This is a genomic window from Methylobacterium bullatum (assembly GCF_014845095.1).
Taxonomy (GTDB): Bacteria; Pseudomonadota; Alphaproteobacteria; order Rhizobiales; family Beijerinckiaceae; genus Methylobacterium; species Methylobacterium bullatum.
The window spans coordinates 45,024-54,679 of record NZ_NKUG01000072.1; the positions used below are offsets into that span (position 1 = coordinate 45,024).

Annotated in this window: 25 protein-coding genes and 1 tRNA gene; 9 read left to right on the forward strand and 17 right to left on the reverse strand. The window is 63.7% G+C overall.

Translation table 11 applies throughout. The features are described 5' to 3' along the window. Positions 1 to 190: 190 nt before the first annotated feature. The 4 genes from MBTS_RS11245 to MBTS_RS11260 are packed head-to-tail and all read left to right on the forward strand — an operon-like array spanning position 191 to position 1,933. Positions 191 to 703, forward strand: a complete 513-nt coding sequence (locus MBTS_RS11245) for a hypothetical protein (protein WP_192215678.1) — start codon at positions 191 to 193, stop codon at positions 701 to 703. Positions 704 to 732: 29 nt separating this feature from the next. Then, complete coding sequence (locus MBTS_RS11250) at positions 733 to 1,086, forward strand: hypothetical protein (protein WP_192215679.1); 354 nt, start codon at positions 733 to 735, stop codon at positions 1,084 to 1,086. Next, positions 1,083 to 1,328 (forward strand): hypothetical protein, encoded by a 246-nt coding sequence (locus tag MBTS_RS11255; protein WP_192215680.1) that lies wholly within the window; start codon positions 1,083 to 1,085, stop codon positions 1,326 to 1,328. Before MBTS_RS11250 ends, MBTS_RS11255 begins: the two co-directional genes overlap by 4 nt. Then, entirely contained in the window at positions 1,325 to 1,933 is a 609-nt protein-coding gene (locus MBTS_RS11260) for a hypothetical protein (RefSeq protein WP_192215681.1), read from the forward strand. Before MBTS_RS11255 ends, MBTS_RS11260 begins: the two co-directional genes overlap by 4 nt. A gap of 251 nt (positions 1,934 to 2,184) precedes the next feature. On the opposite strand, the gene MBTS_RS11265 is transcribed toward MBTS_RS11260, so the two are convergent. The 11 genes from MBTS_RS11265 to MBTS_RS11315 all read right to left on the reverse strand — a co-directional run bounded on the left by MBTS_RS11265 (position 2,185) and on the right by MBTS_RS11315 (position 5,397). Beyond that, positions 2,185 to 2,409, reverse strand: coding sequence for a hypothetical protein (locus MBTS_RS11265; RefSeq protein ID WP_192215682.1), 225 nt, complete (start codon positions 2,407 to 2,409; stop codon positions 2,185 to 2,187). A 44-nt stretch (positions 2,410 to 2,453) separates the two neighbouring features. After that, a complete protein-coding gene (locus MBTS_RS11270) occupies positions 2,454 to 2,744 on the reverse strand; it encodes a hypothetical protein (protein WP_210322763.1) in 291 nt (96 codons plus the stop codon). 8 nt (positions 2,745 to 2,752) lie between these two features. Next, positions 2,753 to 3,034 (reverse strand): hypothetical protein, encoded by a 282-nt coding sequence (locus MBTS_RS11275; protein ID WP_192215684.1) that lies wholly within the window; start codon positions 3,032 to 3,034, stop codon positions 2,753 to 2,755. 57 nt (positions 3,035 to 3,091) lie between these two features. After that, on the reverse strand, positions 3,092 to 3,382 hold the full coding sequence (locus MBTS_RS11280) for a hypothetical protein (protein ID WP_192215685.1): 291 nt from the start codon (positions 3,380 to 3,382) through the stop codon (positions 3,092 to 3,094). A gap of 54 nt (positions 3,383 to 3,436) precedes the next feature. After that, complete coding sequence (locus MBTS_RS11285; RefSeq protein ID WP_192215686.1) at positions 3,437 to 3,835, reverse strand: hypothetical protein; 399 nt, start codon at positions 3,833 to 3,835, stop codon at positions 3,437 to 3,439. Next, positions 3,832 to 4,035 (reverse strand): hypothetical protein, encoded by a 204-nt coding sequence (locus MBTS_RS11290; protein ID WP_192215687.1) that lies wholly within the window; start codon positions 4,033 to 4,035, stop codon positions 3,832 to 3,834. Before MBTS_RS11290 ends, MBTS_RS11285 begins: the two co-directional genes overlap by 4 nt. A gap of 118 nt (positions 4,036 to 4,153) precedes the next feature. Beyond that, positions 4,154 to 4,420 (reverse strand): hypothetical protein, encoded by a 267-nt coding sequence (locus MBTS_RS11295; RefSeq protein WP_192215688.1) that lies wholly within the window; start codon positions 4,418 to 4,420, stop codon positions 4,154 to 4,156. After that, on the reverse strand, positions 4,417 to 4,665 hold the full coding sequence (locus tag MBTS_RS11300; protein WP_192215689.1) for a hypothetical protein: 249 nt from the start codon (positions 4,663 to 4,665) through the stop codon (positions 4,417 to 4,419). The genes MBTS_RS11295 and MBTS_RS11300 overlap by 4 nt, the downstream gene beginning before the upstream one ends. Beyond that, positions 4,662 to 4,883, reverse strand: a complete 222-nt coding sequence (locus tag MBTS_RS11305) for a hypothetical protein (RefSeq protein ID WP_210322764.1) — start codon at positions 4,881 to 4,883, stop codon at positions 4,662 to 4,664. Before MBTS_RS11305 ends, MBTS_RS11300 begins: the two co-directional genes overlap by 4 nt. Then, a complete protein-coding gene (locus tag MBTS_RS11310; RefSeq protein ID WP_192215691.1) occupies positions 4,883 to 5,134 on the reverse strand; it encodes a hypothetical protein in 252 nt (83 codons plus the stop codon). Before MBTS_RS11310 ends, MBTS_RS11305 begins: the two co-directional genes overlap by 1 nt. After that, the gene (locus tag MBTS_RS11315) at positions 5,131 to 5,397 is read right to left on the reverse strand and encodes a hypothetical protein (RefSeq protein WP_192215692.1); all 267 of its coding nucleotides are present in this window, start codon (positions 5,395 to 5,397) and stop codon (positions 5,131 to 5,133) included. The genes MBTS_RS11310 and MBTS_RS11315 overlap by 4 nt, the downstream gene beginning before the upstream one ends. Here MBTS_RS11315 and MBTS_RS11320 point away from each other — a divergent pair, their 5' ends adjacent. The 3 genes from MBTS_RS11320 (at position 5,398) to MBTS_RS11330 (ending at position 6,240) form a co-directional block, all read left to right on the forward strand. Beyond that, positions 5,398 to 5,691, forward strand: coding sequence for a hypothetical protein (locus tag MBTS_RS11320; protein WP_192215693.1), 294 nt, complete (start codon positions 5,398 to 5,400; stop codon positions 5,689 to 5,691). A gap of 5 nt (positions 5,692 to 5,696) precedes the next feature. After that, the gene (locus tag MBTS_RS11325) at positions 5,697 to 5,900 is read left to right on the forward strand and encodes a hypothetical protein (protein WP_192215694.1); all 204 of its coding nucleotides are present in this window, start codon (positions 5,697 to 5,699) and stop codon (positions 5,898 to 5,900) included. A 130-nt stretch (positions 5,901 to 6,030) separates the two neighbouring features. Then, entirely contained in the window at positions 6,031 to 6,240 is a 210-nt protein-coding gene (locus MBTS_RS11330) for a hypothetical protein (RefSeq protein WP_192215695.1), read from the forward strand. Positions 6,241 to 6,243: 3 nt separating this feature from the next. On the opposite strand, the gene MBTS_RS11335 is transcribed toward MBTS_RS11330, so the two are convergent. The 6 genes from MBTS_RS11335 to MBTS_RS11360 all read right to left on the reverse strand — a co-directional run bounded on the left by MBTS_RS11335 (position 6,244) and on the right by MBTS_RS11360 (position 8,633). Further along, positions 6,244 to 6,579 carry a hypothetical protein gene (locus MBTS_RS11335; RefSeq protein WP_192215696.1) on the reverse strand — a complete coding sequence of 112 codons (336 nt, stop codon included), beginning with the start codon at positions 6,577 to 6,579 and terminating at the stop codon, positions 6,244 to 6,246. A 7-nt stretch (positions 6,580 to 6,586) separates the two neighbouring features. Further along, complete coding sequence (locus tag MBTS_RS11340) at positions 6,587 to 6,967, reverse strand: hypothetical protein (protein ID WP_192215697.1); 381 nt, start codon at positions 6,965 to 6,967, stop codon at positions 6,587 to 6,589. Between the two features lie 32 nt (positions 6,968 to 6,999). Continuing rightward, on the reverse strand, positions 7,000 to 7,236 hold the full coding sequence (locus MBTS_RS11345) for a hypothetical protein (RefSeq protein WP_192215698.1): 237 nt from the start codon (positions 7,234 to 7,236) through the stop codon (positions 7,000 to 7,002). Positions 7,237 to 7,314: 78 nt separating this feature from the next. Further along, positions 7,315 to 7,623 (reverse strand): hypothetical protein, encoded by a 309-nt coding sequence (locus MBTS_RS11350; RefSeq protein WP_192215699.1) that lies wholly within the window; start codon positions 7,621 to 7,623, stop codon positions 7,315 to 7,317. After that, positions 7,623 to 8,150: a hypothetical protein gene (locus MBTS_RS11355; protein ID WP_192215700.1), complete on the reverse strand. Its 528-nt coding sequence runs from the start codon at positions 8,148 to 8,150 to the stop codon at positions 7,623 to 7,625. Before MBTS_RS11355 ends, MBTS_RS11350 begins: the two co-directional genes overlap by 1 nt. 407 nt (positions 8,151 to 8,557) lie before the next feature. Further along, positions 8,558 to 8,633: transfer RNA gene (locus MBTS_RS11360), tRNA-Ile, on the reverse strand. Positions 8,634 to 8,951: 318 nt separating this feature from the next. On the opposite strand from MBTS_RS11360, the gene MBTS_RS11365 reads away from it, so the two are divergent. Together MBTS_RS11365 and MBTS_RS11370 are read left to right on the forward strand one after the other, a co-directional pair. After that, positions 8,952 to 9,368 carry a hypothetical protein gene (locus MBTS_RS11365; RefSeq protein WP_147832216.1) on the forward strand — a complete coding sequence of 139 codons (417 nt, stop codon included), beginning with the start codon at positions 8,952 to 8,954 and terminating at the stop codon, positions 9,366 to 9,368. Continuing rightward, positions 9,365 to 9,656 (forward strand): hypothetical protein (locus tag MBTS_RS11370; protein ID WP_192215701.1); only part of this gene is annotated, 292 nt, incomplete at its 3' end. The genes MBTS_RS11365 and MBTS_RS11370, both read left to right, overlap by 4 nt.

Consider the following 9,656-nt stretch of genomic DNA (forward strand, 5'->3'; position numbering starts at 1 on the left):
GCGCCATCACTGTCTATCGACAGCCCCCGAGAGGATTTTCCGCTACCTCCGACCCCCGCTACCTTTAAAGCGGTACTCTGTGCTCTGAGCTACGAAGTCTTTGGCGCACCCGCTGCTCGCTTGGCAGCGATCTTATCACCACCCGAGCCCCGGCGAAACCGGCGCACCCCTCCCACATCGTGAGACCATCATGACCCGCAAGCTTCTGCTCGCGGCGCTGGCGTTCGCCTGTGCCGTCTCTGTCGCCTTCGCGCAGGGCGCTACGCCCTCGACCACCGTCCTCCCGATCCAGTGGGGCGACATGGCCAATGGCCTGTTCAAGGTCGCGGTGGAGGCCCTGTATCCCGTCGTGCTGGCGGCTGTGGCCTATGCCGCCGGCAAGCTGCCCTGGTGGGTCTCCATGTGGCTCACGACGCAGCGGATCGACCGGGCGCTGCAGACCGGCGCCGATTACGCCCTGAACGCGGTAGAGGGCGCGACCGCTGGCAAGGCCATCTCGGTCGATGTCGGCTACACCGTCCTGAAGGTGGCGCTCGAGCGCATCCTCGGCTCGACCCCCGACTGGCTCATCAAGGAGATGGGCGGGCCGAAGGGCATCTCCGAGCGCCTGTTCCGCGTCTTCAAGTTCGATGAGACGGTGTCGGACAAGAACACCCTGACGCCGCTGGTCCAGGCGCTGTCGACGCTGTCGTTCGTGAAGTAGGCGGGCGGATGCCTGGAGAGGCCGAGCAGATGACCGCTGCCGTGATCGCCGGCCTCCTCAAGGACTACGGACTGGTCGGCGCCTTGGCCCTGGCGGGCGCGGCCATCGGCGTTCTGGTCAAATGGCTCAAGGAGTCGTGGCAGGCTCGCCTGGACGACAAGCAGACGATGGTGGAGCGCGTCGCCACCGCGATCGAGAGGCAATCGGCGACCAGTGTCGACCACACGGAGGCAATCAAGGAACTGCGCGAGGGGCAGGCCGCCATCCTCAAGACCGCGACCGAAGCCGCCCTCACCAGCGCAGCAAACGACAAGGCCATTCTGAAAGAGATCGAGGAATCCCGTAAGGCGATCGACCGGAATACGGGAGCACGCGCATCATGATCCTTGATCGCATCCGGGAAGGGTTCTGCCGCGCCCTGTGCCCCCACCTTGGGGGGCATCACAACACCCCAGGCGAGGACAGGCTCGAGCGAGCTGAAAAGCTTCACATCCTGTCGGCGCAGAACGCGGCGAACGAGAGCAGAAAAACCGGTTTGCGCGTCGGAGATATGAGGAAGGTGGCGAACTCCGCCGTCGACCGGCTCCGGCACGATCGGATCGATGGCGAGGAAGTCGAACAATGATGCCGCGGTATGACGACGCCTCGCCTGAGACCATCAAGAAGCAAATCGTATTCGCCACCATTGTGCTCGTCGGCACGGTGTTCATGCTCAATTTCTTCGTGCCGAACGCCGATCTGATCCTGGCCGAGCGCATCTTCCAGGCGTCAGTCGCTGCGACGGTGGTGGTGGTCTACTGGCCTGATGCCCGAGCCGCGTGGCTCTCGGAAGCCCCCGAGCGCGGGGACTACCTCATCGTCGGTGTGACCATCGGGTGGTGCGCCACGTTCTGTCAGGCGATGTTCTCGGTGATCTTCCGCCTTGCCGGCATGCCGATGTGGTTCACGAACATCGACGCCAACTCGCTCTGGATCCTGATGAGCGCGATCTCCGGCGTCCTGCATATCGTCGCGCCTGGCGCTGTCGATGGGGTGGTGCCGCGGCGCAACCGCATCGTTCTCGGCATGGGCATGGGCGTGGCCGTGATGGGGATCTGCATCGTGCTGTGGACCCGACCGGACATCTCCGACTACGTCGAGGCCAGCCGGTTCGTCCTTGAGGATACCGCCTCGTGGTTCCTTGGGCTGATCGATCGAGCGTCAGCCGGAATGCGAGCTTGGTTTAGGTAGCTCCACCCGACGCGCTACCGCGCCTGTCGGTCGTCCTGAGAGAACGAGAGACCCCGCCCGGCGAAAGCTGGAGCGGGGTTTTTGTTAGTTCGTTTCGCGGCCGGCCAGTTGGTAAGGATTCCTTACGTACTGCCGCCTCGCCCTGCATTGGTGTTGCGAATGGCCTCGTTCAGCTTCGGCTGGGCGAGGTCTTTTTGCGTTTCGGGGGCATCCTCTCCTCAAGCCCGGCCGCCGTCAGGGCGGGGAAGGGGTTAGCGGCTCTCGAAAGCCAGATCGTAGGCGATGGATGCGGCGACGCTCACCGCAATCCAAATCAGGAGTGGGTGAACATACGGAGCGCTGCTCGCTAAGGCGTAGCCCCCGTTGAATTGCCGGATCGCCGATGGCGTGCCGAAGTAGGCCGCGGCAAGGAACGCGCAGGCTCCTACAACCCCGCCCACCAACATCGTCGGCCATATTCGCTTCTGCGTTGCCATGCGCTCGTTCTCCTCTCCGCCGGGCGGATCAGTCTGGGGAGGACCTACGACACCGAAATCCGGTAATCGTCTCCCGCATTATAGAGATCGGTCAGGGCTCCATTGAAGTAATGCGCAGGCGCCTCAACCTCTGGAACGCATTCGAACCGTTCCGCGATTTCGTCGAGCTCGGCCGAAAGGCGTAAGCTCTTAGCGGCCACTCGTGCCGCCAGAGCTCGGATGCGCTTCGCCACCTCAGGGGCTACGTCGCGAGCCTGATCGTCATCATCGTCTTCGCGATCCTGCCAAAGCTCTTTGATCGACAGGCGGTATTTCCAGCCTAGCATCTGAACCATCCTTCTCCTCAGACCGAAGGCGCTTGCGGGATTGAGAACTCCAGCTTTTCGAGCTTGGCGATCTGCTTCTTGAGAGAGGCGATCTTGGCGACGCGCATAGCCTCGGCGCGGGCAATGGCGGCTTGGAGAGTCGGAGACCAATCGCCTTTGCCGATACCAAACTGTCCATTCAATCCGCCTGGCCACCGGACCACGGCATATCCGTCTTCGTCGGCGCGAATGATCTCGCGGACCGCGATCCCGCCGCTCAGTGCGTACTTCGTCACGTAGGCAATCTTGGGTTCACTCATGATGGGCGTCCTGTTTGGGGGAAGGGGCTCAGCGCCTCCAGCTTGGAGAGGGGGCGGTCAAAATTCCTCCTCCTCGATGTCTTCTTCCTGTCGGCGTTTGTAGTCCGCGATCTCGGCCCGGTTCATCAGCCTCCAGTCGTCGGCCATTCCTTCAAGTGGAGCGGTCGCCACACCAAGCGAGCGGACGACGGCCAGGATTTTGTCGACGCCCTCCACCTGAGGAACCTTCGTCATCCCCCCAAGTCCAACCACCACTTCGACGTCTGCGGTGTCGGACACGAGGTAAAAATCGAGGCGGCATTCGCAGCCTTCGGGCAAATTCTGTTGGGTGTTCATCGTCTCACTCATGCGTCCTGTTCCTCTTCTCCCGCCGGATGCCCGAGGTGAGTGTTAGGGGGGTGGCTACCGAGGGGGACGCGGTGCGCGCGTGATGCCTCGAAGCGCATTGCTGGCGACAAGCTGAGCGCGATCGATCTTGTACTTGTCGCACTTCATCTCGCCCGGCAGGCCACGGATTTCCGTCAGCGCATGCTCAAGGTCCGCGATCCGCCACCGTGCCTCATCTATCGTGAGGGCATCGGCCATCGCGCCGTCCATGGCATCGGCAAGGCGCGAGTCGGCCTCGTCACCTTGCGCTAGCGCCTTCGCCAGATCCTCCACCGCGCTCTTCATCAGCGTCCCAACGTGGATGCGGGTGTAGCCGTGAAGCTCGCCCTTCGTCGTGTAGACGTCGTGCTGGTGGCCCTTCGTCTCGCCGGGTTCGGCGTGATAGTCGGGGCCGAGGGGGATGCGCTTTTTCATGACGTCAACCTCTCTGCCTTTTCTCGCAAACCCTGTGCTTCCATCCTGACGAGATGAGCTTGTTTGAGGCCCCGCAGTTTCTCTGCGGTGCCGCCACAATGCCGGGTGCTATCCGCTGCCATTTCGTCGGCCAGCCGTTCCAAGCGGTCTGCTTCAGCGATAAGCAGCGCGGCATTGGCCTTGTCTTGGGCGTTCACCATGGCCCGTCACTCACGATGCGAGTGGTGACGTACACCCTCAGCAAGAGGCACTTGCCGCGCCACCGCAACAGGATGAAGCCTTGCTGGGTGGGTGCATCGGCAAGCTTGGTCCGGCGAGTCATCGTGCAAACTCCCGACACCGAACCGTCACCCGCGTGCAGTCGCCGATCCGGCAGTTGCATAGCTCGCTCGGTCTGTTCGGGTCGGTCTGCTCATAGAGCGCCTTCCAGCCGTCACGCTGCCGGACCTCGTTGGCGACCGCATCGCTAATCGCATGACTGATCTGGTCGGCGAGCCACGTCACGCCTGCCGTATCTGAGAACTTGTCCCAGCCATTGGCAGCGCCCTCGGCAATGGCGCGGGCCTTTTCGTATTGCTCGCTCACGGCAACTCCTCCCCCAACTCCGAGAGCGGGATCGTCGCGCGGACGGTCGCCGTGTAGCCGCTGTGGTAGGAAGGTGAGCCCTCCATGTTCTTCTCGATCTCGACCTTCCCGTGCTTGCGGATGGTCTCGACGGGAATGCCTGACGCCTCGGCCACGGCGCGCTCGATGAGGGCGTCAAGTTGGCCGCGCCGGAGATGAGCATAGAGCACCCGTTCGTGCTTCTCGGTGTTGTTGATCTCCATCACGCGACGTCCTTGGTGGCGGGCTTCCAGCCCATGAAAGCCTGAAGGGTGTCGGCGATCCTGGAAGCGACAGAGCAGTGCTCCTTGTTCGCGCCGTAGGTCGTCATGTGCTCGCCGTGCGGAGCCGGATCGTCGCCGACCTTGCGGGCGTAAATGACGACCTGATCGTAGCCATAGGCTTCGGCGATCTGGCGGGCCGCGCTGATGGGGATGCGTTTCATCAGCACCACCCCCGCGAGATGGCATAGATCACCCATAAATCGCGCTGGTTCGGCGGCCCGAGCCCGACACCGGCTGACGCCCAAACGCCAGTGAAGTGGTGGACCCGTATCGTGTGGTAGGTGGCGCGAAGCCATCGCACGACAGGCAGGCGAAGCGGCCATGCTGCTTTCGGGGGCAGCACCCAACCATGCTCTTTTGCGTCGGTGCGCCACGCCGCGTCGTCATCGATTGTGAGGATGTCGTCGGTCATTGCTCTGCTCGGATCTGGAGGATGTCTGTCTTCTCGGCGAGGGCTTCGACAAGCCTGTCCGTGCCCTCCACGTCATCGCCGTCCTCAAGGAGCGCGGCGCGCAAATGCTCCAGCTTCTCTGCGTCGGTGAAGTGCCGGCCGCGTTCGATAGCTCGCGCGGCAATCTCGATGGCAAGGCGAGCCATGCCGGGCTTTAGACGCATCTCGTCAGCGGTCTGTCGGACGATGGCGGCGGCTTCATAGGGCGTCATTCCGACCTCCAAATGCGATCTCTCATTGCCAGAATAAACAACGTTGTTTATACGTCAATAGACAACGGCGTTTATGAGGGCGCTTTGACGGAATTATCGCAGTCGGATACTCCTCGCCGCATGGGGCGACCTCCGATCAATGCCGGGCTGAAAATGGTGAAGCAGACCGTGTGGCTTGATCCACCGCTGCTCGCGCGGATCGTTGCCGCCGTCGGTGATCGGGGCATGTCGGAATTCTTCCGCTCGGCAGCCGAAGCCGAACTCAAGCGCCGCGAGCGCAAGCCGAAGCCCGGTGCGGGGGAGTGAGGGAGATGGACGACGACGAAGCAATTCGAAACGCAATCTCCATCGCCGTTCGATACGGCGGGATCGACGGGGATCATCATAAAGCGTGGGTCATAGACCAGATGGTGCGGGCCTTGTCGGGCGATGGCTATGACGCGATTGTAGTTGACGCGAAATCTGGCGAAGACGGCCCGGACACCTACGATTGGGACGAGGGCACGCCGCCTTAACATCCGTTAGGGTTTAGTTAACCCTTCCCCCGGCATCTTTCGGACTACGCCCGGAGGCCACCATGACGCTCACCATCCTCGATCCGATCTCGGGCAAGCTGGTGACCATTGAGGTGCCGGTCAGGAAGCCATGCCCCTGAGCCTCTACCGCATCGGGCCTGACGAGCACCACCTGATCGAGGGTGGCGAGGTCGTCGGCAATATGGCGCGGGAGGAAGGCAAATCCAGTTGGCGGGTATCGCTGGTCGAAGAAGCGGGGACGATCCGGCAGCGTCTGTTCCGATCCTTCGACGCGGCGCTGGAATGGCTGGGCCTGCCGGCGGTGTCCGAGCCGGTTTAGGGCTCACCAGGGCCTCGGCCGCGTGCTCATGGTGTCGACCCTCTTCCGCCGGCCGTTCCTTCGCTCGATCCATATCTCGGCGCAGCATAGGGCGAGGTCCGGACCCCAGTCGTAATCGCCTTTCCAATTCGGATCGCGGCCGGGGAAGTTCCGGAAGTCCGCCGCCTCGCGCAGGATCAGCCTCAGCCGAAACTCACCATCGTGCTGGCGCTGGAGTAGCGCGCGCAGGCACTCTGACGATGCGACCCAAGCCGCGCCGCCCTTGCTGTCGGGGAAGTTGCGCGGGCCGTATTCATCGGACGTGAGCTCGCGCCAGGGCGGGCCTTCGTCATCGGCCATATCGCGCCTACCTCTTCACCGCCCAGATCGGCACGGCCCCCTTCGGCCGGCCCGGCACGTCCCGGAAGTACCGCGTCCGCTCGAACCGGATAAAGTCCGCCTCGACCTTCGACACGAGATCGCCACTCAAGACCATGGCCCCGCAGAAGTCGGATCGGATCACACCGAGGTCAGGGTGGACGCCGAAAAGCTGCAGTGTCGTCCAGCCGAGCTGGCCGGCCTCGTCGGCGTGCTTGTCGAGGAAATCGAGCGACGCGGCGTGAACGGCCTGCCATCCGGCGGGCGTCAGACCGGGACATGGGACCACGCTCGGCTTCATGTCGAGGAAGGCCTCGCGCCACGCTTGCGGGCTGCCTGGTTCGATCTTGAAGGCTGGGGATGCTGACATCGCCATGGGATAGGGGACGGCGAGCTCGGTCGCTATGTCTGGGATGCCACATGCGGCGAAGGGCTCACCGAACGCCCTTCGTGACCGATCTTCGCAATCAGCCTGTCGGCCGCTTCATTGTCTCCGGCCAGCCTATGCACGACCGCCCAAAGCGCATTGCCCCCATCGTAGTAGCGGCCCACGTCGTTCATGTTCACCGAACAGAAGCAAACGAGGCTGTCGACGTGGTCGAGGAGCTTCAGCAACTCGCGCCGGTCGACCGTCACCATCTCTGGCTCACTCATCCCCGTCCCGCTCCCAAGAGGTCGTTCGTGCATCCCGCGAGGGGGAGGGGAAGGGCGCCCATTTCAGCGGCCCTTACGGTTGCGATGGAAATCAGCGAGGCTGAGCTTCACGGCTCGACGCATCCGCCATGATCGATACGCCTCTGGCGCTTCCTTCAGCGCCATCACGATGCCCTTGATCCCAAACGGAATTTGCTCGAAGTTCTCAGACTGATAATAGCAGACCCCATTACCCCACCTCCTGTGGGTGCCTTCGACGGTTGGGGAAGGCATCGGCCGCCGGAAGACGATGATCTCTTCGCCCAAGCGACCGAGATGGCCTTTCCAGTTGCGATCTTCGTGCGTCATGCGAATGCGCATCAGTCCAAGCATCACAGCGCTCCATTGTTGCGGGCGCCCGATGCGCTCAGGCTTTCCGGCAGGGTCGGCTCCGTCCCTCCCTCAATTGCGGAGGCGGGGAGGGCGAGGGCCACATCAACGACTGCTTCAGGCGCGGGGTCGCTGGTGTAGCGCGGCCCAAGGCCATCGTAATGGACGCCGCGGAACTCCGGGTTCGGATTACGGTGCTCGGCCAGCGCCTTGTCGATGACTTTCTGGACCTCGTAGGCCCGACGGACGTGCATCGGATTGTGACCATGGCCGATGCCGCGAGAAGCGCTTCGGGCGAAGCCGAGTTCATGCTTGATCGCATGACAGAGATCGCTCACCCGATCGCATCGGTCGGCATTGAAGGCGACGTCTGGGTCGGGCGCGGTGGTGTAGGGCAGGATCGATCCCCAGCGCACTTCTTCCGCCAGATGCTCAATTTGCCCGATGCCAAGCCTGGTCATCATCTCGCAGGCTTTAGAAATGGCAGCGGCCTGCTCGATTGTCAGGCGAAGGTTCACGAAGGTTGCCATGGCTCACCGTCCTCCCTGAGCGGCGGGGAGGGGGGAGAGCGCTCTAGCGTCGCGAGCAAGCACTTCGCGTGATGGAAGCGGCGTCTGCCCCGTGAGGCGATCCAAGCCGACCGCTAGACCGACCTCCAGCCTTGAGGTCCCCAGCATGCCGGCAACAAGCGAGACGGCTTGATCCGCTTCCAGCCCGGTGCATGCTGGCGTCCGGCTGTCGACCATCGTGCGGCACCATAGATGCCGAATGAGATGTTCGCGGTCCATCTTCACATCCCCCCCAATGTTGGCGGGAAGGCTCAGGCCCAAGCCTGCGGCGAGGAGGAAAGAGAGGGGGGAGCGCGTAGCCGCAGCGGCTCTTAGGTTCAACGAACCCCTGAGCAGTCCGCGATTTTTCGCTAAGTTACTGAAGTTGTTGGTGGGCCCGGCAGGACTCGAACCTGCAACCAGACCGTTATGAGCGGTCGGCTCTAACCATTGAGCTACAGGCCCTGCGCCTCTTCCCGTAGAAGGAAAGAGGGGCCTTCGTCCAGCGGCTGCGCGTTCGAACCTTACGCATTGTCGCCGATTTCCCCGATCCGGTCTTGTGCAGGCGAGGCGTCCGGAACCCGTTCCGGGCCGCCCGGCGTAGGACGGGCAAGACGCTCCCCCTCGCAAGACGCTCCCACTCGATGGAGAGGCACAGCGGTGCCGGGTCAGACCGGGGGAGCCCAAAGGGCGAGGTCGTCTTCGCGTTAAGCTCATGTTAACCCTGTGCCGACGATCGTTCCGGCGTTGGACAAGGGGTCTGTCGACCCGATTGAGGAGCCGATGGGCCGCACGATCCTCGCTTGCCGGCTCGCCGCATCCTCTTTCGCCTGGGCTCTTGCGGGATCGCCGGTTCTGGCTCAGGAACCGCTCCTCCTGAGAATCAGGCCTCCGGACGCCGCTCCGGCCGAGATCGGCGCGGGCAGCGGAATGCCGTCGGCGGAGGAGGTGGCACGGGCCCGGGCCGCGCGCGAAGCGGTGTGGGAGCGGGCGGATCGCCGCGCCCGCATCGCGATCGCCTCCGTCTGCAGCGGCTGTCTGCAGCCGGAGCGTCCGGCGGCGCGGCTCACTTCTCAACCGCGCCCGGAGGATGCCATCGTCCGGGCGCAGACGACACCGCCCGAGCCGCCCGCCACCGGCGACACGGCCCCGGCCGATATCCTCGCCCAGAGCTCAACCAGCCAGACAGGTACTCCATGACCCAGTCGCATCCCACCAGCGGCGCCGAGCCGGATCCGGCCTGCCCGGTCTCCCTCGATCTCCTCGGGGCGGTCTATCGCGCCGAGCCCGAGGATCTGCCCGAGATCCTCGCCGAGATCCCTCCCACCACCCGCGCCAAGCTCGCGGTCTACCTCTACGGCAAGAGCCACATGCATCAGCTCGGCCTCTCGGTGGCCCGTGCCTGCGAGCGGGACGATCTCGTCCGGGTCGCAGGCGAGATCGGCTCGGTGGTCCACGGCCAGGCGCAGATGAAATCCGCGCGGCCCG